Origin of the sequence: Methylobacterium sp. GC_Met_3 (assembly GCF_026540775.1) — a bacterium.
In the GTDB taxonomy this organism is placed as follows: Bacteria; Pseudomonadota; Alphaproteobacteria; order Rhizobiales; family Beijerinckiaceae; genus Methylobacterium.
In genome coordinates this window covers 1-24,551 of record NZ_JALNUL010000028.1, presented here as the reverse complement: position 1 = coordinate 24,551, position 24,551 = coordinate 1, and the positions used below count along the sequence as shown (strand labels likewise).

Annotated in this window: 19 protein-coding genes and 5 pseudogenes; 14 read left to right on the top strand and 10 right to left on the bottom strand. The window is 68.8% G+C overall.

Going from position 1 to position 24,551, the window contains the following annotated elements; translation table 11 throughout:
* The first annotated feature begins 64 nt into the window (after positions 1 to 64).
* Together glnT and OXS27_RS23295 are read left to right on the top strand one after the other, a co-directional pair.
* A complete protein-coding gene (glnT, locus tag OXS27_RS23300) occupies positions 65 to 1,372 on the top strand; it encodes a type III glutamate--ammonia ligase (RefSeq protein ID WP_267358967.1) in 1,308 nt (435 codons plus the stop codon).
* Positions 1,373 to 1,417: 45 nt separating this feature from the next.
* Positions 1,418 to 2,151: pseudogene (locus tag OXS27_RS23295) on the top strand (chemotaxis protein CheB); the annotation flags it as partial.
* A 52-nt stretch (positions 2,152 to 2,203) separates the two neighbouring features.
* Here OXS27_RS23295 and solA read toward each other — a convergent pair.
* Positions 2,204 to 3,373 (bottom strand): N-methyl-L-tryptophan oxidase, encoded by a 1,170-nt coding sequence (solA, locus tag OXS27_RS23290; protein ID WP_243926258.1) that lies wholly within the window; start codon positions 3,371 to 3,373, stop codon positions 2,204 to 2,206.
* Positions 3,374 to 3,535: 162 nt separating this feature from the next.
* Between solA and OXS27_RS23285 the strand changes: the two genes are divergently transcribed.
* From OXS27_RS23285 to OXS27_RS23275, 3 genes are all read left to right on the top strand, one after another.
* Positions 3,536 to 4,522 (top strand): GlxA family transcriptional regulator, encoded by a 987-nt coding sequence (locus OXS27_RS23285; protein WP_267358965.1) that lies wholly within the window; start codon positions 3,536 to 3,538, stop codon positions 4,520 to 4,522.
* A gap of 213 nt (positions 4,523 to 4,735) precedes the next feature.
* Positions 4,736 to 6,379, top strand: coding sequence for an HWE histidine kinase domain-containing protein (locus OXS27_RS23280; protein WP_267358963.1), 1,644 nt, complete (start codon positions 4,736 to 4,738; stop codon positions 6,377 to 6,379).
* A 2-nt stretch (positions 6,380 to 6,381) separates the two neighbouring features.
* Positions 6,382 to 6,774, top strand: coding sequence for a response regulator (locus OXS27_RS23275; RefSeq protein ID WP_243926265.1), 393 nt, complete (start codon positions 6,382 to 6,384; stop codon positions 6,772 to 6,774).
* Positions 6,775 to 6,779: 5 nt separating this feature from the next.
* Here OXS27_RS23275 and OXS27_RS23270 read toward each other — a convergent pair whose 3' ends face one another.
* The 5 genes from OXS27_RS23270 to OXS27_RS23250 are packed head-to-tail and all read right to left on the bottom strand — an operon-like array spanning position 6,780 to position 11,456.
* Positions 6,780 to 7,673 carry a VOC family protein gene (locus OXS27_RS23270; protein ID WP_267358960.1) on the bottom strand — a complete coding sequence of 298 codons (894 nt, stop codon included), beginning with the start codon at positions 7,671 to 7,673 and terminating at the stop codon, positions 6,780 to 6,782.
* Positions 7,674 to 7,727: 54 nt separating this feature from the next.
* Positions 7,728 to 8,675 (bottom strand): HlyD family secretion protein, encoded by a 948-nt coding sequence (locus OXS27_RS23265; RefSeq protein WP_243926269.1) that lies wholly within the window; start codon positions 8,673 to 8,675, stop codon positions 7,728 to 7,730.
* A 59-nt stretch (positions 8,676 to 8,734) separates the two neighbouring features.
* On the bottom strand, positions 8,735 to 8,944 hold the full coding sequence (locus OXS27_RS23260) for a DUF1656 domain-containing protein (RefSeq protein ID WP_243926271.1): 210 nt from the start codon (positions 8,942 to 8,944) through the stop codon (positions 8,735 to 8,737).
* A complete protein-coding gene (locus tag OXS27_RS23255; RefSeq protein WP_267358955.1) occupies positions 8,941 to 10,983 on the bottom strand; it encodes an FUSC family protein in 2,043 nt (680 codons plus the stop codon). Before OXS27_RS23255 ends, OXS27_RS23260 begins: the two co-directional genes overlap by 4 nt.
* Entirely contained in the window at positions 10,980 to 11,456 is a 477-nt protein-coding gene (locus tag OXS27_RS23250; RefSeq protein ID WP_267359016.1) for a MarR family transcriptional regulator, read from the bottom strand. Before OXS27_RS23250 ends, OXS27_RS23255 begins: the two co-directional genes overlap by 4 nt.
* A 712-nt stretch (positions 11,457 to 12,168) precedes the next feature.
* Here OXS27_RS23250 and OXS27_RS23245 point away from each other — a divergent pair.
* The 3 genes and pseudogenes from OXS27_RS23245 (at position 12,169) to OXS27_RS23235 (ending at position 14,022) form a co-directional block, all read left to right on the top strand.
* Positions 12,169 to 12,309: an integrase arm-type DNA-binding domain-containing protein gene (locus tag OXS27_RS23245; RefSeq protein ID WP_267358953.1), complete on the top strand. Its 141-nt coding sequence runs from the start codon at positions 12,169 to 12,171 to the stop codon at positions 12,307 to 12,309.
* An 18-nt stretch (positions 12,310 to 12,327) separates the two neighbouring features.
* Positions 12,328 to 13,364: pseudogene (locus OXS27_RS23240) on the top strand (site-specific integrase).
* Positions 13,365 to 13,419: 55 nt separating this feature from the next.
* Entirely contained in the window at positions 13,420 to 14,022 is a 603-nt protein-coding gene (locus tag OXS27_RS23235) for a hypothetical protein (protein ID WP_267358951.1), read from the top strand.
* Positions 14,023 to 14,229: 207 nt separating this feature from the next.
* Here the strand turns inward: OXS27_RS23235 and OXS27_RS23230 are convergent, their stop codons facing one another.
* Positions 14,230 to 15,162 carry a zincin-like metallopeptidase domain-containing protein gene (locus OXS27_RS23230; RefSeq protein ID WP_267358949.1) on the bottom strand — a complete coding sequence of 311 codons (933 nt, stop codon included), beginning with the start codon at positions 15,160 to 15,162 and terminating at the stop codon, positions 14,230 to 14,232.
* A 1,034-nt stretch (positions 15,163 to 16,196) separates the two neighbouring features.
* Positions 16,197 to 17,559 (bottom strand): annotated as a pseudogene (locus OXS27_RS23225) (TAXI family TRAP transporter solute-binding subunit).
* Between the two features lie 210 nt (positions 17,560 to 17,769).
* Between OXS27_RS23225 and OXS27_RS23220 the strand changes: the two are divergent.
* Positions 17,770 to 18,002 (top strand): annotated as a pseudogene (locus OXS27_RS23220) (hypothetical protein).
* A 33-nt stretch (positions 18,003 to 18,035) separates the two neighbouring features.
* On the opposite strand, the gene OXS27_RS23215 reads toward OXS27_RS23220, so the two are convergent.
* Together OXS27_RS23215 and OXS27_RS23210 are read right to left on the bottom strand one after the other, a co-directional pair.
* On the bottom strand, positions 18,036 to 19,487 hold the full coding sequence (locus tag OXS27_RS23215; RefSeq protein ID WP_267358948.1) for an MFS transporter: 1,452 nt from the start codon (positions 19,485 to 19,487) through the stop codon (positions 18,036 to 18,038).
* Between the two features lie 306 nt (positions 19,488 to 19,793).
* Positions 19,794 to 20,669: an SDR family NAD(P)-dependent oxidoreductase gene (locus OXS27_RS23210; RefSeq protein WP_346733008.1), complete on the bottom strand. Its 876-nt coding sequence runs from the start codon at positions 20,667 to 20,669 to the stop codon at positions 19,794 to 19,796.
* Positions 20,670 to 20,674: 5 nt separating this feature from the next.
* Between OXS27_RS23210 and OXS27_RS23205 the strand changes: the two genes are divergently transcribed.
* From OXS27_RS23205 to OXS27_RS23185, 5 genes and pseudogenes are all read left to right on the top strand, one after another.
* Positions 20,675 to 21,166 (top strand): helix-turn-helix domain-containing protein, encoded by a 492-nt coding sequence (locus OXS27_RS23205; protein ID WP_267359012.1) that lies wholly within the window; start codon positions 20,675 to 20,677, stop codon positions 21,164 to 21,166.
* Between the two features lie 152 nt (positions 21,167 to 21,318).
* Complete coding sequence (locus OXS27_RS23200; RefSeq protein WP_267358946.1) at positions 21,319 to 21,861, top strand: TetR family transcriptional regulator; 543 nt, start codon at positions 21,319 to 21,321, stop codon at positions 21,859 to 21,861.
* 132 nt (positions 21,862 to 21,993) lie between these two features.
* Positions 21,994 to 23,262: a beta-ketoacyl-ACP synthase II gene (fabF, locus tag OXS27_RS23195; RefSeq protein ID WP_267358944.1), complete on the top strand. Its 1,269-nt coding sequence runs from the start codon at positions 21,994 to 21,996 to the stop codon at positions 23,260 to 23,262.
* Between the two features lie 273 nt (positions 23,263 to 23,535).
* A complete protein-coding gene (locus tag OXS27_RS23190; RefSeq protein WP_267358942.1) occupies positions 23,536 to 24,015 on the top strand; it encodes a PaaI family thioesterase in 480 nt (159 codons plus the stop codon).
* 27 nt (positions 24,016 to 24,042) lie between these two features.
* Positions 24,043 to 24,521: pseudogene (locus OXS27_RS23185) on the top strand (beta-ketoacyl synthase N-terminal-like domain-containing protein); the annotation flags it as partial.
* Between the last annotated feature and the right edge of the window lie 30 nt (positions 24,522 to 24,551).

Sequence of the window (24,551 nt, the reverse complement as noted above, 5' to 3'; positions counted from 1 at the left end):
CCCCGCCGGTCGCGCCGGTTCGGGCGCGGCCGGTCCCCAACCGATCCGCGCTCAGGGGGCTGCCGTGACGACCGACCTTTCCGCCTACGCCGCCGAGCACGGCGTGCGGTACTTCATGATCTCCTACACGGACCTGTTCGGCTGCCAGCGCGCCAAGCTGGTGCCCGCGCAGGCGATCGGCGCCATGCAGCGCGACGGCGCCGGCTTTGCCGGCTTCGCCACCTGGCTCGACCTCACCCCGGCCCATCCCGACCTGTTCGCGATGCCGGACGCCGCCTCGGTGATCCGCCTGCCCTGGAAGCCGGACGTCGCCTGGGTGGCAGCCGACTGCACCATGGCGGACGCCCCCGTCGATCAGGCGCCCCGGGTGGTGCTGAAGCAGCTCGTGGCGCGGGCCGCCGCCGAGGGCTTGCGGGTCAAGACCGGCGTCGAGGCGGAGTTCTTCCTGCTGAGCCCGGACGGGGCGGCGATCTCCGATCACCACGACCGGGCGGAGAAGTCCTGCTACGACCAGCAGGCGCTGATGCGCCGCTACGACGTGATCGCCGAAATCTGCGACCACATGCTGGCTTTGGGCTGGAAGCCCTACCAGAACGACCATGAGGACGCGAACGGCCAGTTCGAGATGAACTGGGAGTACGACGACACGCTGGCCACCGCCGACAAGCACGCCTTCTTCAAGTTCATGGTCCGGTCGGTCGCCGAGCGGCACGGCCTGCGGGCGACCTTCATGCCGAAGCCGTTCCCGGGGCTCACCGGCAACGGCTGCCACTGCCACGTCTCGGTGTGGAACAATGCCGGCACCGAGAACGCCTTCGCGGATCCCGAGATGCCGTTCGGCCTGTCGGCCCGGGGCCGGCATTTCCTGGGCGGGATCATGCGGCACGCGCCCGCGCTGGCCGCGATCACCAACCCGACGGTCAATTCCTATAAGCGCATCAACGCGCCGCGCACGATCTCGGGGGCGACCTGGGCGCCGAACGCCGTGACCTGGACCGGCAACAACCGCACCCACATGGTCCGGGTGCCCGGCCCGGGCCGGTTCGAGCTGCGCCTGCCCGACGGCGCGGCCAACCCCTACCTGCTCCAGGCGGCGATCCTGGCGGCGGGCCTCGACGGGCTGGCGAACGCCGCCGATCCCGGGCCGCACAGCGACATCGACATGTACCGGGACGGCCACACGGTCGCCGACGCCCCACGCCTGCCGCTCAACCTGCTGGACGCCCTGCGCGCCTTCGAGGCCGATGAGGCGTTGCGGACGAATCTGGGGAGCGCCTTCTCGTCCGCCTACCTCAAGCTGAAACAGGGCGAGTGGAACAGCTACTGCGACCATTTCACCGCCTGGGAGCGGGAGACCACGCTCGACGTGTGATCCGAAGTCGATCTGAGAGCGCCCTCCGACGCGGTGGATACCGGTTCCTCGGTGCGAGCCTCCGACGCGGTCCGGGCCGCCGCCCGGGCGAAGCCGCGTCCGAGCCGGCCGGAGCCCCGCCGCATCGAGAAGAAGCTGACGGCCGACGCCGTGCTGCCAGCCCCCAGCCTCAACCGGGCCGTGGCCGAGACGGACCGGATCGTCTGCATCGGCGCCTCGACGGGGGGCACGGAATCGCTGCGCGACGTGCTGGAGCTGCTGCCGCCGGATTGCCCGGGGGTGGTGATCGTCCAGCACATGCCCGAGCATTTCACCGCGTCCTTCGCCAGGCGGCTCGACGGCCCCTGCGCCATCGCGGTGAAGGAGGCGGAGGACGGGGACGCCGTGCTGCCCGGCCGGGCCCTGATCGCCCCGGGGGGCGCCACCTCCTGCTGCAGCGGACCGGCAACCGCTACACCGTCTCGGTGAAGGACGGCCCCCTGGTCTCGCGCCACCGGCCCTCCGTGGATGTGCTGTTCCGCGCGGCCGCGCGCTGTGCCGGCGCGAACGCGCTCGGCATCCTGATGACCGGCATGGGCGATGACGGCGCCAACGGCCTCTTGGAGATGCACCGGGCCGGGGCGCTCACGGTGGCGCAGGACGAGGAAAGCTGCGTGGTGTTCGGCATGCCCAAGGAGGCGATCGAGCGCGGCGCGGCCATGAAGGTCCTGCCCCTGGACCGGATGCACCACGAGATCATCCGCTTCGGCGCGATGCCGGCGCTGCGCCAGCCGGCGTAGGATGTAACGGTTAGCCCTTTCTCGGACAGGTGCAGCGCCAACGCCCGGCGGATCAACCGAAGCGTGCGAGGGCGAACGGGGCGAGGTCGATGGGCTGCGGCTCGCCGGCGAAATCTGCGGCGATCGCCTCGCCGATGCCGGCCGAATGCTTGAAGCCGTGCCCCGAGCAGGCCGAGACCACGAGCACCCGGTCCATCGCGGGGTGCCGATCGATGATGAAGCCGCGGTCGGGGGTCACCGTGTAGACGCAGGCCGCGGCCCGGACGACCTCCGGGGTGGCGCCGGCCAGCCGGTTCGCGACCCGCATCCGGTACATCTCGGCCGATTCCAGCGGGTCGACCCGGCGCTCCACGGCGTCGGCGGTGGTGCTGGTGTCGTACTGCTCCGTGGCGACCTTGAGGGCGCGCTCCCCCGGCATCGGCGGGAAGCCGTAGAGGTAGTCCGTGTCGCCCGTCCCGTACATCCAGATGAAGACCGGCGCCTGCGGGCCGTAGGCGGTCGTGTCCGCCAGGGCGTACCAGTGCAGCAACTGGCGGCGGATCGTGAGCAGCCGGTCGAAGGGCTGGCCGAGCAGCGGAGTTGTCCAGGCGCCGGCGGCGACCACCGCACGGTCGGCGCGGATCTCGCCGTCGGCGGTCTCCACGCGGATCCCGTCCCCGTCCTGCCGCAAGGCCCGCACTGCGCAGCCGGTCCGGATCTCGGCGCCCGACGCGGCCGCGCAGGCGAGCTGCGCCGCGAGGCAGCGCTCCGGGATCACGTAGCCGCCGCCCGGCTCGTAATAGGCCTTCTCGTCGCCTGCGAGGTTCAGGAATTGCGGGAAGCGGCGGGCGACCTCGGCGCCGTCGAGCACCTCGTGGGCAATGCCCGCGCCCTCGGCCGCGCTGATCGAGCGGCCGACGAAATCCGGCTTGCCGTGGTGGGACGAGACCCCGTGGCCGGGCGCCATGACGAGGGCGCCGCAGGCGTTCAGCAGGGTCTCGCCGGTCGCGGCCTCAAGCTCGCGCCAGATGCGGTGCGAGGCGGTGACGAACGGGACGTAGTCGCGCCCTTCGCCGACGGCCTGGCGGGTGATCCGCGTCTCGCCGTGGCTCGACCCGAGGGCGTGCGGCGGCGCGTAGCGGTCGATCCCGATGACCGAGGCCCCGCGCTTGGCCAGCTGGTAGAGGGCGGCGCTGCCCATCGCGCCCAATCCCAGCACCGCGACATCCACCCGCCGGGTCATCGGACCTCCCCAGGCATGCGGGTGCCGTCGTGCGGGTCGGCGACGGGGGGCGGTGCTGCGGAGCCGGGCATGCGGGCGCGATCTCGGGAGAACGGTGGATGCGGCCCAGGATGCCCGTCCTGGCTGGTTGCGCTTGACCACAGGAGACGATTTCTTGCACGCATGAGCCAGACTGGACCGCTGATATCGGAGGAGGGTGATCCGGCCTCCGGGGGGCGACCGCAGGAGATCGGGTTCCTCCTCGTCCCCGGCTTCGCGCTGCTGTCGTTCGCCTCGGCCTGCGAGCCGTTCCGGGCCGCCAACGACCTCGCCGGGCGGGCCCTATACCGGCTGCGCTATTTCGGGGAGGGCGGAGGCCCGGTCATGTCCTCCTCCGGAGCCGCAATTCCCGCCGAGCCGCTGCCCCGCGCGCGCATCCGTCTCCACACCCTGTTCGTCTGCGCGGGCGGTGAACCGGCTGGCTGGGACAGGCCGGCGATCCACGCGACCCTGCGGCGGATGGCCCGGTTCGGCGTGCGCATCGGCGGGATCTCGGGCGGCCCCTACCTGATGGCCGCGGCCGGGCTGCTGGGCAATCGCGCGTTCACGATCCACTGGGAATATGCCGGAGCCACGGTCGAGGCGTTTCCGGATGCGCGCCTGACCCGCGCGCGCTACGTCGCGGATGCCGACCGGCCGACCTGCGGCGGCGGGGTCGCGCCCCTCGACATGGCCTACGGGCTGATTGCCGAACGCATGGGGGCGGCGTTCGCGCGCCGGGTGTCGGACTGGTTCCTGCACACGGCCGTGGGCGCGGCCGACGACCCCCAGCGCGCCTCCGCGGCGGAGCGGTACCGGGTCCATCACCCGGCCCTGCTCGCCGTCATCGAGACGATGGAGAAGACGGTCGAAGCGCCGCTCGGGCGCCGCGCCATGGCCCGCCTCGTGTCGATCAGCGAGCGCCACCTCGACCGGCTGTTCATCGAGAAGCGGGGCTTGAGCTTCACGGCCCAGTACCGGGCCATCCGCCTCGCCCATGGCCGGCGCCTGCTGCGGCAGAGCCCGCTCCGGATCGGCGAGATCGCGGCGGCCTGCGGCTTCGCCAGCGCGGCCCATTTCTCGCGCAGCTACCGATCCCAGTTCGGCTGCAGCCCGACCGCGGACCGATGACGCGCGATCCCGGTCAGCCTTGGCCCAGACACAATCGTCCCGGCAACGGGACGGACCTGACGTTGACCGTCATGGGCCAGTGAGACCACGACCATTTCGGCCTTCGCCCTCTCTCGACTCCGCGCTGGCGTCGTCGCAAGCCCGCCGCCCCTTCTGCTGAGATACGGCATCGCGGCGCTGGCGGTCTTTGCCGTCGCCCTGCTGCGCTCCGCGTTGTTCGCCGAATTCGCCCCGTGGTTCCTGTTCACGCCCGCCGTCGTGGTGGTGACCCTGCTGCTGGGGGGCGGCGCCGGGCTGTGGGCCACGCTGCTCTCGACCCTCTGTGCCGGCTACGTGCTCCTCGACCCGCCCGCGTCCGGCAACCTCACGTCGATCCGGTGGGCCGCATCCGCGCTCTACGCCGCGACGACGTCCGGCCTTGTCGGGCTCGTGGTCGTCCTGCGGCAGGCGCTGCGCGCCTCGGATGCCGCACGGGACGGCTTGCTCCGCGCGGCGGCGGATGCGGCGGAACGGGAAGCCTTTCTCACGAGCGTCCTGGCCAGCTCGACCGACTGCATCAAGGTGCTCGACCTCGACGGCAAGCTGACCTTCATGAGCGATGGCGGTCAGCGTGTGATGGAAGTCAGCGACTTCAACGCCATCGTCGGTTGCCCGTGGCCGGACTTCTGGACCGGCAGCGGCCACATCGACGCGCTCGCGGCGGTACAGGGCGCGCGCGAGGGACGCTCGGCCAGCTTCGTGGGACGCGCCAGCACCATGCGGGGCACGCCCAAGTGGTGGCACGTCGCGGTCAGTCCGATCCGGGGCCTGGATGGCACGTCGCAGCGCATCCTGTCGGTGTCGCGCGACATCACGGCGTTGCGCGAGAGCGAGGAGGAGCGCGACCGTTTCGTGCGGCTGGCCGAGAACAGCACCGACTTCATCGGCATGGCGCATGTCGATGGGCGCATGTTCTACATGAACGACGCAGCCCGCGAACTAGTCGGGCTCGGCGCAGCCGACATCACCGAACTCGTCATCGCGGATTTCTTCCCGCCCGAGGAGGCGGCGATCGTGGCGAACGAGGTCCTGCCGGCGGTCGGGCGGGACGGCCACTGGGCCGGCGAGCTGCGTGTCCGCCATTTCGTCACGGGCGAGCCGATCCCCGTGCTCTACGCGATGTTCCCCGTCACCGATCCGGACGGGAACACCCTCGGCTACGGCACCGTCACCCGCGACTTCCGCGCCGGCAAGCGAGCCGAGGAAGACATGCGGATGATGAACGGCGAACTGGCCCACAGGCTGAAGAACGTGCTGGCGGTGGTCCAGTCCATCGCCCTGCAGACCCTGCGCAACGCCACGGACCTGCCCTCCGCCAGCGAGAACCTGTCCGCGCGCCTTGTCGCGCTGGGGGCTGCCACCGACGTGCTGACCGGGGCGTCGTGGCGCTCGGCCGACCTGTGCGCCCTCGCCGAGCATGCCCTGGCGCCGCACGGTGAACTTGGCACCCGCATCGTCCTCGACGGGCCCGCCGTCACCCTGCAGCCGCAGGTGGCCATCGCCCTGGCCCTCGCCCTGCACGAGCTCGCCACCAACGCGGCCAAGTACGGTGCCCTCTCGGCCGAGGCCGGACGCGTTCACTTGGCCTGGCAGGTGGACGGAACGGGACCGGAGGCGCGCTTCCGCCTCACCTGGCGCGAGCAGGGGGGCCCGCCGGTCGCGAAGCCCACCCGGCGTGGGTTCGGCTCGACGTTGATCGAGCGCTCCCTGCGCTCGTATTTCGGAGGGACGGCCGAGACCGAGTACCGGCCGGACGGGCTGACGTTCACGCTGGACGCCCGCCTGGGCGATGCGATTCTCGAAGGGGGGAACGGGTAGCGGTGGGGCAGAGGACGCCGATCGGTGACAAGACGGTGCTCGTGGTCGAGGACGAGGCGCTCCTGCGCTTCGACATCGTCGACTTCTTCGCGGAGCGGGGCTGGCGCGTGTTCGAGGCGGGCAACGCCGAGGAGGCGATCGCGCTGCTCGCGCGGCACGGGGAGATCCGCGTCGTACTGACCGACGTGCAGATGCCCGGCGACATGGACGGGTTGAAGCTCGCGCATTACGTGCGCGAACGATTCCCGCCAACGCTCCTCTTCGTGGTCTCCGGGGAAGCGCCGGTCAGCCGCGAGGCCCTTCCGGCCCGTGCGACCTTCCTGCCCAAGCCGTTCGATCTGCATCGGGTCCTGGGCCAGATCGAACGGAGCGGGGTGTCCATCCCGCGGGCCTGAGCGGATCAACGCCCCGGCTGCGGCTTCAGACGAAGGTGGGTTCCCCACGGATCGCGGACCACGAGGGCGTCCCCGTCCGCGCTGGTAGCTACGCCCGCCTCGCTGCATCGAACCCGCGCCGATGCGAGCGTCTGCTCGTCCGTAAGCAGCGCGACCTCCGCGAGGCCCGTCGTCCCGTCCGAGCGCATCGGGGCGCCACGGCTGTTCCAGACATTGCCGGCCAGCTGGTGGTGATAGCCGCCCGCCCCCAGGAACAGGGCGCCGGGATAGCGGCACATCACGTCGAAGCCGAGCAGGTGCGCGTAGAAGCGCTCCGCGACATCCAGATCGCCCACCTGGAGATGGACATGCCCGACGCACCCAGCCGCCGGCATCTCCGACCAGGGACGTGCGGCGGCACCGACGAGCCCGGCATGATCGAGCCGTTCGTTGCGCATCTCGACCGAGCCGTCCGGAGCCCGCGGCCATGCGGAGGCGGGCCGGTCGACGTAGATCTCTATGCCGTTGCCTTCGGGATCGTCGAGGTAGACGGCCTCGCTGACGAGATGGTCGGCACCACCCGTGAGCGCGATGCCGCGCTTCTCGGCGTGCGGGAGCCAAGCACCGAGGTCGCCCCGGCCGGGCAGCAGGAACGCGGTGTGGAACAGGCCGGCCTCGCGGGGCTGCCGTGGCCGCGCATCCGGGTCGTGCCGCAGGACGAGAAGGGGCGCATCGCCCGTTCCGAGGTGCGCAGCGCCATCGGCTTCCAAGAGGATGCGGAGCCCGAGGATGTCCCGGTAGAACCGCGTGAGCGCAGCGAGGTCGCGCACGACGAGGCTCACCGCGCCGATCCGGTAGGGCGCCTCGGCCAGGACGCGGTCCGGCCCGACCGGGGTCTGGCTCGAAGCGGGTGTCGCCATGGTCCGTCTCCAGATACGTCTGCCCCTCTGAAAGATGGGGTCGCCAGCAGGGCCTCAACGGCTTTTCGTCACCGGGGCTGCGGGCTCCGGCGCCCCGCGCCAGGACTCGAACAGGCTGAAATGCGGTCTCTCGCCCGCGGCTTCCACTGCAACCGTCGCGGTGCGCCCCGAGACCAGGCGGGTCTCGTCGGAAACGTCGTCCAGCTTGATCCGCACCGGGATGCGCTGGGCCAGCCGGACCCAGGCGAAGGTCGGGTTGACGCTGGCCAGCAGATTCGAGCCGGCCGTGCGCTCGCGGTCCTCGATGCCGCCCGCGAAGCTCTCCACGCGGCCGTTCAGCGTGGAATTCTCACCCATCAGGCGGACGCTGGCCCGGTCGCCCACGTGGATGCGCGGGAGCTTGGTCTCCTCGAAGTAGCCCTCGACGCGCAGCGTGTCGCTGTCGATCAGCGCCATCACCCCGCGCCCGGTGGTGACGTAGGTGCCTGGACGCAACTCCATGTTGGTGATGCGCCCGTTGACCGAGGCCTTCACCGCGGAGCGTTCGAGGTTGAGCTTGGCGAGGTCGCGGTCGGCCAAAGCCTGTCCGTAGGCCGCCTTGGCTTCCAGGTCGGACGCCCGGGCCGCCTCGACCCGCTGCTGGGACGCGGCGGCGTCGCTGAGCTTCTGATAGCGGACGTAGTCGGCGGCGGCCCGCTCGGCGGTCGCCTGCTTGCCCTCGACCATCGCCTCGGCCTGGCGCAGGGCCAGATCGAAGCGCTCCGGGTCGATGCGGAACAGCACGTCGCCCCGCTTCACCACTTGGTTGTCGGCGACCAGCACCTCGGTGACGAGGCCGGACACGTCGGGGGCCACCTGCACCACGTCGGCCCGGACACGCCCGTCCCGGGTCCAGGGCGCCTCCATGTAGTAGTCCCACAGCGCCAGCCCGACGACGATGGCGGCGGCGACCATCCCGAGGGTGACGAGGAGGCGGACCAGGAGGGCGAGCAACCGAGGCATGGGGTGGATCCGGAAGATCTGTGCGGGGGCGAGGCGGGGCGGCCGGACGTGCCCGCCGATCAGGAGGTGAGCGGCACCGCGACCGAGACGACCAGGCCGAGGAGCACGACGTAGAGGGCGAGGTCGAACAGGGGCCGGTGCCAGACCATGCGGTAGAACCCGGCCCAGGCCAGCACCCGGCGCAGGGGCAGGCTGACCACGAAGGCGATCAGCATCCAGGCCGCGAGGCTCGGCACGAAGACCCCGTAGAGATCGAGTTCACCCGTCATGCCGCGAGCTCCGGATGCGTGGTGGTGGTCAGCGCCGAACGGTAGGCCGGCGCGTCCGGGAACAGGCCGCGCCGGATGCCCACGAGCCCCATCAAGGCGGCCCGGCTGGGCGCCTGCCGGGCATCGCGGGAGACCGCGTCGAGGGCCGCGTCGATTGTGTCGAGCAGGTCTGGGGCGGGATTTCCCGGCTCGGCTCCGAAGTGGCGCGCCAGCGCGGCCAGGAGCGCCTCGACGGCCGCCCGGGCCGGCTCCGAGAGCTGTCGTCGGTCGCGCCGCAACTCCACGACGTTGATGCCGACCCGGACCTCGGCCAGGAGGTCGGCGGTCCATTCCGCGTCGTCGGACGGTAGGGCGGCCAGCCGCGGCGCGATCAGGCCGACCCGGTCGAGCATCAGGGCCGCGAGTTCGAGGCCGTTCTGCGCGCCCTGGCGCTCGGCGGCGCGGGCGAGGCTGCGGCGGTTGATGGCCCGCAACCGCCGCGCCGACCAGCCGGCGCCGACCGAGCGGACGAGACGGGTGACGATGGCGGCGACCCACATCCCGACGATGACCGCGACGGACGAATTGGCGAAGGCCACGAAGTCGCCCGTGTAGCTGCCCTGGAGGGCGATCATGGCCGAGCCGTTGAGTGCCGCGCCCATCGCCAGGGGTGCGGTCTTGGGCTGGGCCATGAACACCCCGCAGATCAGCAGGCCCGGGGACAGCGCGAGCGCGAGCATCTCGAAGGAAGTGGCCAGCGGCAGGACGGCGAACAGGTAGGCGCCCGACCCGAGGGCGCCGAGGATGGCCGAGTTGGCGAAGCTCACGATGAACGGCGCGGGGTCGTCCTGGGCGGCGAAGAGGCTGCAGCCGACCGCCGCCATCATCGGGGCGGCCGAGCCGTGCGGCCAGCCGGTCGCGATCCAGATCGCGCAGGTGACCAAGACAGTCAGGAACACGCCCAGAGCCGACAGCAGCGCCATGCCGTGGTCGCGGTGGCGGATCGTGCGCGCCGCCGCGGTGTACCGGAAGGTCAGGTCCTCGGTGACCGGCGTGCCGTCCGCGATGTGCCGCTGCAGGATGCGGGCGTCCTGGCGCAGGTCGATGAAGTCGCGCAGCCGCACCAGGAGGCTCGCCAGCACGAGGGCGTCCCAGGATGGCCGCGCGCCGAGCCCCGGTTCGAGGGCGTCCGCCTCGGCCTTCAGGCGGTCGGACGCGGCCTGCTCGGTGGTTCCGGCCGCCAGCCAGGCCGCCGTGGCGTCGAGGAGGGTGCGCAGGCGCTGCGGCAGCGCGTTCGCCCGCTCCAGCGTCTCGATGCGGTCCGAGACCGCGGAGGCGATGGGCAGGAACATCAGCATGTGCTGGCGCAGGGTCGCCATGGCCTCCGCCGAGCGCTCCGCACCGGTCATGTCGTAGCGCAGCGGCGTCGCCAGGGCATCGAACGCGACCGCATCCGAGGCGAGCTTCAGCCGGGTGGCCTGCGTGTCCCGCGACGCGCGGGTGCGGGCGAGGACGTCGATGGCCCACCCCCGCGCGTCGCGCAGCCAGAGGTCGAGCCGGCCGGAGATCACCGGCGCCACCGATTGCGGCAGCACGACCGTGTTGACGAGGCTGGCGCAGAGGATGCCGAGGGTGATCTCCTCGGCCCGGGCCACGGCGATATCGAACATCGTCCCGGGCTCGCCCACGGCCGGGAAACCGATCAGCGCCGCCGTGTAGCCGCCGAGCATCATCAGGTAACTGCGCGGGGTGCGGTCGAGCAGGGAGACGTACAGGCACGTCGCGACCCAGGCCGCGATGGCGAGCGTCAGGAGTTCCGGCGCGTTCACGAGGTTCGGCACGAGGGCGACCGTGACCACGGCGCCGAGCAGGGTGCCGAGCACCCGGTAGAGCGCCTTGGAGCGGGTGGCGCCGGCAAGCACCTGGCTGGTGATGTAGACGGTGCCGAGCGCCCAGTAGGGGTTCGGCAGGTCGATCCAGAACGCCAGGAACAGGGCCAGCATGCCGGCTCCGAAGGTCTTGAGCGCGAAGGCCCAGTCGCGCCAGCCCGGAAGGGTCATTCCGCGGCCTCCGCCTCGTCGAGCGCGACCGCGCCGCCGATATGGTCCTGCAGGGCCTGGAACACCCGTAAGGCCGCCTCCAAGTCGGCGGCGCTCACCTTGGCGAAGGCCGCATCCCGCAGGCGCTCCAGATCGGCCTCGATCCGCGCCACGACCGCCTGCCCCGCCGGCGTCAGGGTCAGCACCTTCGCGCGCCGGTCAGTCGGGTCCTCCCGGCGGGCGACGAGGCCCGTCTTTTCCAGTGGGTCCAGGAGCCGCACCAGCGACGGGCCCTCGATGCCGATCGCGTCCGCCAGGGTGGTCTGACGCGGCGCGCCGCCCATGCGGGCGATCAGAACCAGCGGCATGGCCTTGGCTTCCGAGATGCCATGCGCCTCGGTCGCCGCATTGGCCAGCCGCCGCCACTGGCGCCCGGACAGTAGCAGCGTTTGGGTGTAGGCCAGACGGAGCTGGCGGAGGGTTTCGGCCGTCATCTCGCGCCCCCGGGCGATTGCGATGGACCACATCAGACGGCCTATCGCATCGATAGCAAGCTATCAATTAGGGGCGCATCATTCAAGGGCGGACGTGGATCCCTGGGCCGCCGGACGCCACACATCCGAAGGGGCGAACGCCGCGAACGGCACAGCGTGTTGCCGGCGCAGAGGGCATCGGCCGTGGACCGCCCGGAGGTTCGTCTGCGTCATCCACAGTGACGGGCTCCAGAAGACCGCCGGCGACCTGCCGGGCCCCGGGACGGGGCGGTGCGACGTCTTTGACAGAACGCAGCAGATCGGGCGCATGGTCGGAGAGCCCGTCGAAGCACACGGACGCCCCGAGCTGCGTATGAACGACACCATCCTGCCGGGCGCCGTCGACAGCCTGCATATCCAGGGGGTGTTCGCTTGGCCTCGGCCCTGAAAGGGGTTCACGCAGATCCATGGGATCGATGGGGGCCTTCAGGCCGGTGGGCCAAGAACAAGCGGCGGTTTCAGCGAGTTGGTCGCCCTGAATGGCGGAGACGGAGGCCGCAAAACTCATGTACGCTGGCGTCCGGCAAGATCCGCGTGCGTTCACTTATCACCTTGTATTTGTTGCGCTTTATTTGTGCTGACGTCTGGCCTCGTCCGCTGGCGTTCGGTAGCATCCACGCCGCGTATTGGGGCCGTTGTTGGGGCCGCCAGACAAGCGCACGGGACGAAGACGATGGCGGCAAGGCAGCTCAACCAGCTCACGGCGCGCAAGGTCGCCGCGCTCGCCGACCCAGGTCGCCATGCCGATGGCGGGGGCCTGTACCTCTCGATCTCGAAGGACGGTCGGCGTCGGTGGGTGTTCCTGTTCCGCTAGCGGGGGAAGCTGCGCGAGATGGGGCTGGGTACCCCGCGGGACGTGCCGCTGGCCCGGGCGCGCGAAGCGGCGACGCGGGCGCGCGAACTGGTGGCAGACGGGCGCGATCCGCTGGAGGTCAAGCAGACGGACGTACGCGCGGTGCCAACGTTCGGCGAGCAAGCGGATGAGTTCGTCGAGGCGATGCGGGTGCAGTGGCGCAACGACAAGCACGTGGCGCAGTGGCAGATGACGCTGCGCGAGTACGCGGCGCCGCTGCGGTCGGTGGCGGTGGACGCGGTGACGACGAACGACGTGGTGGGGGTGCTGAAGCCTCTCTGGCAGACGAAGCCGGAGACGGCCTCGCGGCCTCGCGGCTGCGCGGCCGGATCGAGCGGGTGCTCGACGCGGCGAAGGCGCAGGGTCTGCGCGCGGGGGAGAACCCGGCACGTTGGCGTGGGCACCTCGACCTGCTGCTGCCCAAGCGGCATCGGCTGACGCGGGGGCACCACAAGGCGATGGCCTACGCGGAAGTGCCGGCGTTCGTGGCGCGACTGCGCGAGGGCACGGGCGTATCGGGGCGGGCGCTGGAGTTCACGATCCTGACTGCGGCGCGCTCGGGCGAAGTTCTGGGGGCGCGGTGGTCCGAGATCGACGTGGCAGCGCGGGTGTGGACGGTCCCGGCAGCGCGGATGAAGGCGGAGCGGGATCATCGCGTGCCACTGCGCGCGCGGGCGCTGTCGATCGTGGCCGAGATGCGGGAGTTGGCCGCGGTGGACGGCGACAACCCGTTCGTGTTCCCGGGACAGCGCGCTGGCAAAGGGTTGTCCGTGATGGCGCTGGAGATGGTGCTGCGCCGGGCTGGGGTGACGGATACACCGCACGGGTTCCGCTCCGCGTTTCGGGATTGGGCGGGGGAGGAGACAGCGTTTCCGCCAGAGGTGGCAGAGGCGGCGCTAGCGCATCTCGTCGGGGATGCGGTCGAACGGGCGTATCGGCGTGGGGATGCGCTGGAGAAGCGTCGCGCGCTAATGGAGGCGTGGGCGTTGTACTGCACGGGCGAAGTCGTATCTTGAGTGTCGTAGTTCGAAGAACAACGGGGGCGTGATCGTGCGTCGGGCGAACAGGCACGTGAACCCAGAGAACTACCGCGATGCTGAGGCTCATGAAGCCGCCGTGTGGGATGCCGGTGGTCCGTCAGCGAATCACAACTACTGCTTCAGCGGCATCGGCGAGAAGGGGCAGTTGCTGGTCGCCGTTCATGGGCACGATCCGGCGGAATGTGATGTCGCCGACGCGTATGAACTGCAGGCAGAGCAGCGGCGGAGGCCATATTGCTGTGTCAGGAAATTGCAGGGACGGGCCGTCAAGCCGTTCCTGTGGGATCCAATGGGCCCGCAGCCTAGTCTGATCTCGATTGAGGAGTTCGCCTCGCAGTATGCGGCGGCTGACTTCGCGGAGAGCTCGGGAATAAACGGCGACACGTCCGTGACCCTGCACTGGAGCTTGCTCGATTGCACTAGCTTGCAGGAGACAAAGACTGCGTTTCGCTCGTTTCAGAAATGCTTGGACGACTGGCTCAGTCAGCGCGATCTACCGCCGGCCTACTTCTATGTGCACGAGGCAGGTCCAGATGGTGCGCTGCACACACATATGCAGGTCCATGTGCCGCTCGATAGGCCGGACTGGCCGAACTACGGGCCAGCCTTTCGTGAGTGGGTGCAGCGCACCTGAGTCAGTAACCGTATGAAGGGCGCCGTGCCAAACGCCGTTTATGTCAGTCGGCACAACAGGCACAGCAGTTATCGAAACTGGATCGGCTTCCACTACCAGATGAAAGGCTTCGATTGGAGCGCTGTCGTCGTCGCTTGGCAGAACAGCCCAGTACGACAAGCAGTGCGGCTGGGTGATTTGATCGCGTTTCCGTGGCGCAATCCAGGCCTAGTCTTGGGAATGAAGCGCGTTGGCTGCTCTCAGGCGCTGGGTCCGGCAGCACGTCAGGTCGGCGTGCCCCCGGGTCACCATGTCAAAGCTGAGTCGGCTAAAGAACGCGGGCCGAGTTTCGATCCTGAAACCGGCGAGGTCGACTTCGCGGCGATGATCGAGCGGCACGCGCATTGCCCCCACCAGCCGACTTGGGGTCCGTTTCAGTCCATGTACTTTGATGTCTAGATCCGCCAGTACGAAGGCGGCGCCGAGCTCTGCCACGAGTTCTTCAGCGGCATACGCCCGGGCACCGAACCGGCCGGTGAAGTCACGGTCGAGACGGTGGGGCGCGCCGGTCCAGTGCACGAGCTCGTGGGCGGTGGTCCCGGCGTAGCCCGTCGGCGTGCGGAAGGCGGTGCGGGGCGGTAGGTGGATCGTGTCGGTGGCTGGGATGTAGCAGGCGCGGTTGCCACCATGCTGAATCGCGGCGCCGGTAGACGCCGCGAACGCGTCGAAGGCGGGCAGTGGGTCTGGGGTGACGCTGGCCCCAGGCGCATCTGCAGGCGGCGGGGCAGCATCGACCTGCGCGGCGTTGAAGACGTAGGCGGCGCGGGCGACGAAGGGGGTGCCATCGGCGGGATCGGCGTCAGTCCCGCGGGGCAGCTCCTTGTAGAACAGCACGAGGGTGCCGCGCTCGGCCTGGCGGACCTGCGCGCCGAGCGCCGCCCACTGCCGGTATGTCGCCCAGCTTGCGTTGGTGTAGCCATGGGCTTGGGCGGCAGACCACAGCGCAAGCACGTTGATGCCGCGGTAGCGCCGACCGGTGCGGGTGTTGCACGGCATCGGATCTGCGCCGTGCCAGGGCGGCGTCCATGAAGCGGGGTCGGCGGTCTCGAGCTGCTCGAGGATGGTCGCGGCGAGACGGGCGTGCAGGTCGTTGGTAGGCATGAAAGGCAGGCTCCGGTGCAGCCACGGCGTTGGCGGCCTCGGGGCGGGATTCCCGTAGGTACGACGGCTTTTCACAAAAGCTTTGGGTGGGGCCGCAGCCGGGCAGCGGCGGAGATACGGGGTCAGTGCTCCCTGTCCTGCCCCGGATCTTGGTGGACGTTTGAGGGAGATCGGCTTGCTGCAGGCAAGGCTTTGCCGGTGAGCGGCAAAGCCACGCTCTACCGAGGATGTCCGGATCCCGGAGCCACGCCGTCGGTCGACCGGCGGATCGAGGTGCAACCTTGCGACAGGTAGGCCGGGGCTGTGCGGTCGGCCTTTAGACACTGCTTCCCGTCAGCTTGGACGGCCAGCGCGGACGGACCCGTCCGCTCGATCCGCGGGGCATCGGGGTCGTTCTGGAGGTCTGGGGCTACCCATTCCCTCCATCCTGCGGTCCGTGAAGTACGGTACCGCTTTTTTATACCGATGCCCTTCGGCTTGCGACCCGGCGATCTCCGTCCCGCATGGCTGGCGGTGGAGGCTCGGGGCTCATAGGGAGCTGTCTCTTTTATTTTGGCGGGTAAGAGCTTGTCTCTACTTGGTGCAGGTGGCCGACCGTTTCAGCTCGTCGAACGAACACAGGACAGATGACGATCTGTTGCTTGGCTGTAGCGCTTCACCCTGACGGAGAGGAGCTGGAGGGGTGAAAAAGAGGTGCGAGAGGAGATTGCCTCTACCTATAGCGATTTGAAATGAATAGCTCGTGTGTGGAGGGGCAACCAATTTCCTGGTCGGGGTAAGGCGCCGCTGATACGATGTATCAGCTAAATCTATATAGATTTTAGTTTGCCTAGATCAACAGATCACCATCGCAGCGATTGCGTTCGCATTTTTATTGATGTGATGTATCGGGGCCCTGTCAGGGATAATGTATCTAAGCTGCAAACTTGCGATCGGCTGAAATTTGGTAGGGATGTGGAGTTTGGCATGCCAGAGCAGGGTAGCGCTGCCGTAAACCGAAAGCGGACGTTCCGCTTTGCGCCCATCCCGGTCATTCACCCGTCCTTGCTTGTATCCTGTAAGCGGACGTCGAGGGATGAGGCTCGGTCATTTAACGAGCAATATCCCTCACGAACAATAGCGCGCCGGATCGTCGAGCGGGCGGCGTCGATGGCCAGCGTGGCGGCTCCTAGCGTCCGGGTCTCGGTCGGCCTGTTCAGGGCGTGGCGCGCGATGCTGCCTGCGAGGTCGTCTACCTCGCCTGCCATGCTCTCAAGGCGCTCACGGTCGGTCTCCCCGCGTGCCTCTGATTGGAGTTCGAGTAGGCGCGCCGTCGCCACCTCGATCCACTCCCGGCGGATGCGTCCAAGTCGCTGCCGCAGCCAAGCCGCCGTCGAGCCCAGGCCGCCGCCCAGGATGGCCACGAGGTAGATCCAGCTCTCGTAGCGCTCGATGAAGGTTTCCTGCTCGCGCTCGTAGTAGGCGATGGCGCCGTAGTGGATGGGCAGGCGGGCGCTGGTGGCATCGGCCGTGTCCTCATAATCCGGGTGGCTGACGTCCTCGGCCGCGGGCACGGTCTCGGCGAGGGCCGCGCGCATCTCGAACAGGTGCTGCGTGACCTCGGCGGCCAGGCTGCGCGACAGCTCGGCCCGTGCCATCAGCCGATAGGACAAGCCCACGGTCGCGACGTCCTCGCCCGGCAGGCGCGGGTTGCCGCCGTACAGGGCGGCAGGCACCGTGACGGACTGCAGGCGTGGCCAGCGCGCCAGGACCGCCGCGGTGCGGAGATGCCGAATAATAGGACTTCATCGTCCCCGCTGGCATCCCGTACCAGGCCGACGACCCTACGCGCGGCCGGGGAGGTGGCTGTCGTTACCAGCACCATCGCGTCGATGCGACCGTCCCGAAGCGCGGCTGCGACCTCGGCCTCCTGCAACGGGACGAGCACGACAGCTTTCTTGGGCACAGCATCGGCCGGCGCGTCTGCCAGGAGCTCTAGCCGTAGTCGGCCGCGAGGTTGCCGACCAGGGCTCTGTCGGCCGTCCGGCTCGCCAGCATTCCCAGCCGTTTGCCCGCCAGGTCCGGGATGCCCTTGATGCCGGAGGCGCCCGGCGCCGCTACGAAGGCGGCGAGCTCCCGGAGGACCGTGAGGGTGAGGCCGTTGCCCGGCATCACCACGTCCGACCGAACCACCGCGAGGTCGGCCTTGCCAACCTGGAGCGCCTCGGCGCTCTCGCGCACCCCGCCGTACGCGACCACCTTCAGCCGGATTCCGAGCTTCCGCCGGGCAAGTTCGTCGCCGTAGGCCCGCAGCAGCGCCAGCTCTGTCCCGCCGCTCGGCGCCACCACGATGGTCAGGGTCGTGGGACGTGTCAGGTAGAAGGCCGCGATGGCACCGAGCACGAGCAGAGCCGTCAGGCCCAGGGGGAGCAACGCCTCACGGACGCGCGGCAACGCCAACTTACGCGCACACAATCCCCCACCCGCCTGCCAAGCCTTGAGGCCCAGTTGGGCAACGCGCCGCCGTTACGCGAGAGGATCGGCTCCGCTTCCCGCTCGAACCCTAACGCGTTCGGGCACAGCTTAGTCGGGCGGTTCCCAGAGGGCCGCGCGAACCCCAGACACACGATGTCTCCCACCATTCAAGTCCCCGCCATCCATGCAGAGGCCCCGGTCTCGGATGCGGCCCGGTTCATGGTCGGCCAGGACCCCGAGGGCCATTGTGTCGCCATCGAGATCCACGGGCGCGCTGGCGGCCTGTTCCGAAGCCGGAAAGCCGCCGTCGACTACGTCGAGGACGAGACTGACCACCGGCCCGACGCGCAGTCCTGTCGGGGGAGCGCATCGAGCTGCGCGTCTGAGGCGCGATGAGCCGCCTGGAGGGGCCAGGCCTGTTAGCTGGAGTGCGCGCGCGGACGCCGCAACAGCATCACCGGCCAGAGGCAAGCGAGCGTCAAACCCGCCATTAACCACCACGTGCGCTCGAAGGCGATCAACCGAACGGCGGGCGTGCCCGGCGTGCCCGTCACGGCGACGAAGATCGCCACGCCGAGAGCGAGAGCGGTCTGGCGCGCCATGTTCAAGACGCCCGAGCCGGTGGCGAAGGACGAGGGGGGTAGCGCGGCCGTCCCCACGCCCATTAGCGTCGGGAAGGCCAAGCCGACGCCAACCCCGAGGAACGTCATGCCGACGAGCGCCGCGGGAAGGTTCGGGTCGAGCCCCGGCACGAGAGCCCACCAGATCAGGCCGCCAGCGAACAGGACGATGCCGAGCGCCACGACGGCCGCCTGACCGATCAGGGCAATCAGACGACCCGCCACCAGGAGAGACGTCACCGGAACGAGGAACGGCCCCGGCGCGATGGTCAGGCCGGCTTTGAGTCCCGACCAGCCCCAGCCCTCCTGAAGCCAGAGCGCAATCGACAGCAGCATCGCGCCGAAGGCGACGGAGTATGGCGCTAGGATCAGCGCCGCGCCGGTGAACGGTACGATGCGGAACAGCTTCGGGTCGACCAGTGGGTTGTCCGACCGCAGGCAATCGACGACGAACAAGGCGAGCAGGACGACCGCCGAGGCCAGGGTCAGCATGGTGGCGCCCGATGCCCAGCCCCACTCGGCCGAGCTCATGATCCCGAAGGTGAGGACGCCGACGCCGAGCGTGACGAGCAGCGCCCCCCAGGCATCCGGCCGGCGCGCAGCGTGACCGGGGATGGACGGCAACTTCCGTATGCCGATGACGAGCGCGAAGACGCCGATCGGCACGTTCACAATGAAGATCCAGCGCCAGCTCCATGCTACGAGCAGGCCGCCGACGACGGGGCCCAGCGCCGCGGCGAAGCCGCCGATGGCCGTCCAGGTCCGCACTGCGTGACCGCGTCGCTCGGCCGGGAAGGTCGCGAGCAGGAGGCCGAGCGACGTCGGCGTCATCAGCGCGGCGCCGGCGGCCTGGACGATGCGGAATGCCACCAGCATCCCGACGCTCGTCGCGGCGGCGCAGGCTGCCGAGGAGAGCGTAAACAGAGCCACGCCGAGCAAGAAGCTGGCGTCGCGGCGATAGCGTTCGGCGAGCCGTCCGAAGAACACCAACAGCGCCGCGTAGACGATGGCGTAGGCATTCAAGATCCAGGACAGCTGTTGCAGGTCCGCACCCCGGAAGTCCCGGGCAATGTCTGGCAACGCGACGTTGACGATGAACAGGTCGAGGTTGGCCAGCACGATGCCGACGCAGACGATTGCGAGCACTTGGTTCGGCCGAACCGGCCGAGCAATCCGCGACTCCGCTGGAACGGGCGACTCGCCTTCGGCGATGGGGTCGACGGAACTCGCGGCGAGTTCACCAGGGTGCATCGTAGTCTCCAATTACAACTGCGCGACGCGACATCTCATCGGGATCGTCGACCGGGGGCGAGCTTCCGTTCGCTGCTTCGAAACCGGGGCGGGCGGTCTGGCCCGGATCGCCGGGATTTTCGCATCCGCAAGGCCGGCACACTCCTGCGTGTCGGCCTTGTGCGAGGCCAGACCTCGTCGGCGGAGTATCGGCGCGTACCCAGGCTCCGCAGCTACGCACCGCCGAGCCGCAGGCCTTGGACCAGTGCCGAGCATCACCTTTAGGCGACCTTCGTGTACCCGGACCACGGCGCCGACGGAGCAAATTCAGGCCGCGATCGGGGTGCGATAACGTTCGGCGACGTCACGCTTTGACAGGTTCGGTCCCATCGCTAGACGGGCCTCGTCGAAGGCTTTCCATTGGCCCTCGTCCGGAAGCGGTGGGATGGTCACGATCTCGCCGCGGTCGAACCCGACCAGGGCGGCGTCAACCAGGTCGTCCACCCCCATCACCATCTCCGCGGGGAACGCGTCGATGTCCTTGCCGGACCGTTCCCAGATCTCGGTCCGAGTCGCACCCGGGAGCACGGCCTGGACCTGCACGCCCTTGTCTTTCGTCTGACTAGCGAGGGACAGGGAGAGGTTGAGCAGGTGCGCCTTGGACCCGCTGTAGACGCCGTCGAACATCTCGGGTGCGAGCGCGAGCACGGACGCGATGTTGATGATCCCGCCGGTACCCCGAGCGACAAAAGCCTTGCTGGCCGCGGCCGCCAGAAGCGTGGGGGCCGTGATGTTGAGGGCGATCAAGCGCTCCAGCGCCGTTGGCTCGGTGTCGAGCAGGCCGCCGTGGAGGGACATGCCCGCGTTGTTGACGAGGAGGGTAATCGAGGGATCGTACGCGAATTTCGTCTCGACGGCCCGCAGGTCTTCACGATCTGTGAGATCGGCCCTCATGACCTCCACGTTTCGCCCGGTGTCCTGCTTCAGCCTGGCGGCCAGGGCATCAAGACGCTCCACGTCACGCGCCACCACGACCAGGTCGTAGCCACGGGCGGCGAGACGGTCCGCATAAACCGCTCCAATCCCGGACGACGCTCCGGTGATGACCGCAGTACCCTTCGCTTGTATGCTCATGTCGATGTCTCCCAGCGCCCAGGCCGGACGTCGCTTGCAAATGAGTAGCGAGTCGCTATTCTTTTGCAATGGACATCGAGAAACTTTCATCAACCACGTGCCCAATCGCACATGGCTTAGCGCGTGTCGGTGACATCTGGAGCATGCTGGTCCTGCGGAACGCATCCGCCGGACAGACGCGCTTCGACCAGTTCCGGGCGAGCCTTGGGATCGCACCCAACATCCTGTCCCGGCGCCTCAAGGCGCTGACCGATGCCGGCCTCCTTGAGAAGCGACGCTACAGCGAGCGGCCGCCACGCGACGAGTATGTGCTTTCGGTATCTGGCCGAGACTTCCTTCCCGTGCTGTTCGCGCTCGGCGAATGGGAGCGTCGACATCATGTTGGAGGACCGTTGAGCCGCATCGTTGACGCCAAGACCGGCAAAGAGGTCACGGCAGTCGTCGTTGACGCGCAGACCGGCGAGAGATTTGCGGATCGTCCAACGCGGCTCCTCCGCCCAAGCGATCGGACCGTGTCCGCGATTGACGCCGCGTCGACGCCGGCTCCGGCCTCACGGCCCCGATAACACCTACGCCGGACGGGCTGCTCTCCAGCCCCGCCCGCTCAAGCCGGTCGCATGTCGTCTCTTGTTGGCCTCGTAGCGAGCTGTCTAGGGTTCGCCTTTTTTGATGATGATCTTAATGTATATTGGGCGTCGGAAGGTCGAAGGTGCAGGGCATGCCAAAAGTTTCGCAGGAGCAGGCCAGGCTCAACCGTCAGCGCGTCGTCGAGGCCGCGGCGACCCTGTTTCGCGAGCGCGGCCTACACGGCGTCGGCGTTGCCGACATCATGGCCTCTGCTGGCCTGACCCATGGCGGCTTCTACGGCCAATTCGCCAACAAGGACGCCCTGGCGGCCGAGGCGTTCGATGCTGCGGTTAGCGAGGATCGAAGCAGGGACGTGAACACCATCCTCCCGAACTACCTTTCCCTAGGGCACGTCCGGGCACCCGGGAAGGGATGTCCCCTTGCAGCTCTAGCGAACGACATCTCGCGGGAAGCGCCGGGCAGCCCCGTTCGGGCTCGGTTCACACACGGCGTCGAGCGCTTGGCCTCTATCCTGGCCAACCTGACCCCGAAGGCATCGCGAGTGCGCCGTCGGCAGAAGTCCCTCGCGACGCTGTCGACGCTCGTCGGAGCCGTGGTTCTGGCACGGGCCATCAACGACGAGACGCTGGCGAGCGACCTGCTCCAGGCGGCGCATTCTTCAGTCGCCAGCTGACATTCACGGGCATGGTTTCAGGGACCTCGGCGCTTGCGTCCCGAAAGCCCTGATCGAGTGGACCGATGATGCGATCCGAACAACATGCGCGCCGTGTCTTCGCGCGCTTCACGATGAAACAGGTCAATGCCGATGCGTGAGCCGATCGTGGTAACCGGAATGGGCGTGGTCTCCCCGCTCGGCTGCAGCGTTGAGGGGATGTGGCGCCGTCTGATCGCCTCCGAGTCCGGCGTAAGGCGCCTGCCCGACGACATCGTCCCCGATATCGACGCCAAAGTGGGTGGGATTGTCCCTTCGAAGGACGAGGATCCCGACGGCTTCGATTCGGATGCCCTCATCCCGGTGAAGGACCGCCGGAAGATGGACCGCTTCATCCAGTTCACGCTGATGGCGGCGGATCAGGCGCTGCGACAGTCTAGCTGGAAGCCATCCAGCGAGTTGGAGCGTGTCCGGACCGCCACCGTCGTAGCGTCCGGCATCGGTGGGTTCCAAACCATTACAGATGCGGTGGAAACGGTTCGCACACGTGGTGCGACGCGCCTTTCTCCATTCACCGTTCCGGCCTTCCTGGTTAATCTGGCCGCGGGGCATGTCTCCATCCGGTATGGGTTCAAGGGACCGCTCGGGGCGCCCGTCACCGCCTGCGCGGCAAGCGTTCAAGCCATCGGCGACGGCATGCGTCTCATCCGCAGCGGCGAGGCGGATGTCGTCGTCTGCGGCGGCGCGGAGGCATGCATCAACCACGTCGCGCTCGGCGGCTTCGCCGCGGCCCGAAGTCTCTCCACCAGCTTCAACGACACGCCGGCGACGGCCTCCCGCCCATTTGACCGGCGCCGTGACGGGTTCGTGATGGGCGAGGGTGCTGGCATCCTCGTGCTGGAGACCCTGTCGCATGCCCTGGGGCGGGGCGCGGTCCCACTGGCCGAGTTGGTCGGGTACGGGACCAGCGCCGACGCCTACCACCTCACCGCCTGCCCTCCGGACGGTAGCGGCGCCCGGCAGGCGATCACCACGGCCTTGGCGATGGCGTGGCTCGAACCCGCCGCCATCGGCTACGTGAACGCGCACGCCACCGCGACCTCGGTCGGCGATGCGGGCGAACTGGCGGCGCTCAGGTCCGTCTTCGGCGAAGGCGGCCCGGCGATTTCCTCGACCAAGTCAGCGACCGGGCATCTCCTCGGCGCGGCGGGCGGCCTGGAGGCCATCATCACGGTCCAGGCGCTGCGCGAGGGCGTCCTCCCGCCCACGCTCAACCTGACAGACCCCGATGAGGCCGCCGACGGCCTGGACCTGATCGGTCCGACGGCGCGGCGGGCAACCGTGGACTACGCCCTCTCGAACGGCTTCGGATTCGGGGGCGTGAACGCGAGCATCGTCCTGAGACGGATGCCCACCAGCTGAGGGCCACGCTCCCGGAAGCGAGACATCCGCGAATGAACTGACACGGCGGTTGACGCGCTGCTGTTGTGATAATAGATGTTGATCATAATATTTATTGTGGCGAGACTGCCCTGGATGAGTCCGACCAGGTAACCTCAGGCACGGCACTGGAGTTCGCACCCCATGGACGATCTCAAGCCAAACGCAGATGCAAATGCGCTCCAAGCCGACATGCCCCCGGCCGCGCCCAAAACCCGCGGCGGCACCGGCCGTCGCGGAGGTGGAGGGCCTGGAATGACCCTGCTCCGCGCCATGGTCGCGGGGGAGATCCTGCCACCGCCCTCAATGAGCCTACTCGGCATCGAATTCGTTTCGGTCACCGAGGGCAACGCCACGCTGCGCCGAAGGCCTGTCGATTATCTCTACAATCCCTTCGGTCCGGCTGATGGCACCACCGTGGCTGCCCTGTTCGACTTGGCGCTCGGATCTGCGTTCCAGTCCGTCCTGCCGGACCGTCGGACCTACACGACGCTGGACACCCGGATCAGCTACCTGCGTCCCGTGACGGCCACTTTGGACGCCCTGGTAGTAACGGCCAAGATCATCGACGTTGGGGAACAGCGGATGGTCGCCGAGGCGCAGCTCGCTGATGGCGACGGGCAGACCTACGCAAAGGCGACGATGACCTGCCTCATCGTCGACACGCCCGACACTAGCGTCCCAGCTAAGCCAGACCGAACCTGGGATGTGTCCGACTGGTACAAGATCTGTTGACGCCACGCTTTTGATGGACATGGAGGCCTGACCATGCGTGACATCGTCCTCTGCAATCCCGTGGGACTGCTATCGGCGCCTATGGCGGGAGCCTGAAAGGCGTTGTCGCGACCGAGCTCGGCGCGACCTCGATCCGCGAGACCCTTCGCCGTTCGGGGCTGGACGGCGGCAGGCTCGGAAGCGTGACGATGGGCAACGTCGTCCAGGCCGGGAACCGCATGAACCCGGCCCGCCAGGCCGCGGTGAACGGGGGCGTCCCTGTCTCGGTGCCGGCCCTGACGGTGAACCGGGTCTGCGGCTCCGGCGCCCAGGCCATCGCGACGGCCACCGACGAGATCCGGCTCGGCCACCACGATGTTGCGTTGGCGGGCGGGACGGAGAACATGGACCGGGCACCGTACCTGATGGAGGACGGTCGATGGGGCGACTGCATGGGCCATGCCCAGATCCTCGACAGCATGCTGAGCGACGGCCTTAACAACGCCTTCTCCAGCGAACACTCAGGTTGACACACCGAGGATCTGGCTACGCACACC

Excerpts from the sequence above, each read along its gene's own strand:
- solA (WP_243926258.1), bottom strand. The coding sequence starts at position 3,373 with ATGACCCGGCGGGTGGATGTCGCGGTGCTGGGATTGGGCGCGATGGGC.
- OXS27_RS23285 (WP_267358965.1), top strand. The coding sequence starts at position 3,536 with ATGAGCCAGACTGGACCGCTGATATCGGAGGAGGGTGATCCGGCCTCC.
- OXS27_RS23270 (WP_267358960.1), bottom strand. The coding sequence starts at position 7,673 with ATGGCGACACCCGCTTCGAGCCAGACCCCGGTCGGGCCGGACCGCGTC.
- OXS27_RS23265 (WP_243926269.1), bottom strand. The coding sequence starts at position 8,675 with ATGCCTCGGTTGCTCGCCCTCCTGGTCCGCCTCCTCGTCACCCTCGGG.
- OXS27_RS23260 (WP_243926271.1), bottom strand. The coding sequence starts at position 8,944 with ATGACGGGTGAACTCGATCTCTACGGGGTCTTCGTGCCGAGCCTCGCG.
- OXS27_RS23255 (WP_267358955.1), bottom strand. The coding sequence starts at position 10,983 with ATGACCCTTCCGGGCTGGCGCGACTGGGCCTTCGCGCTCAAGACCTTC.
- OXS27_RS23250 (WP_267359016.1), bottom strand. The coding sequence starts at position 11,456 with ATGACGGCCGAAACCCTCCGCCAGCTCCGTCTGGCCTACACCCAAACG.
- OXS27_RS23245 (WP_267358953.1), top strand. The coding sequence starts at position 12,169 with ATGGCGGCAAGGCAGCTCAACCAGCTCACGGCGCGCAAGGTCGCCGCG.
- OXS27_RS23230 (WP_267358949.1), bottom strand. The coding sequence starts at position 15,162 with ATGCCTACCAACGACCTGCACGCCCGTCTCGCCGCGACCATCCTCGAG.
- OXS27_RS23215 (WP_267358948.1), bottom strand. The coding sequence starts at position 19,487 with ATGCACCCTGGTGAACTCGCCGCGAGTTCCGTCGACCCCATCGCCGAA.
- OXS27_RS23200 (WP_267358946.1), top strand. The coding sequence starts at position 21,319 with ATGCCAAAAGTTTCGCAGGAGCAGGCCAGGCTCAACCGTCAGCGCGTC.
- fabF (WP_267358944.1), top strand. The coding sequence starts at position 21,994 with ATGCGTGAGCCGATCGTGGTAACCGGAATGGGCGTGGTCTCCCCGCTC.
- OXS27_RS23190 (WP_267358942.1), top strand. The coding sequence starts at position 23,536 with ATGACCCTGCTCCGCGCCATGGTCGCGGGGGAGATCCTGCCACCGCCC.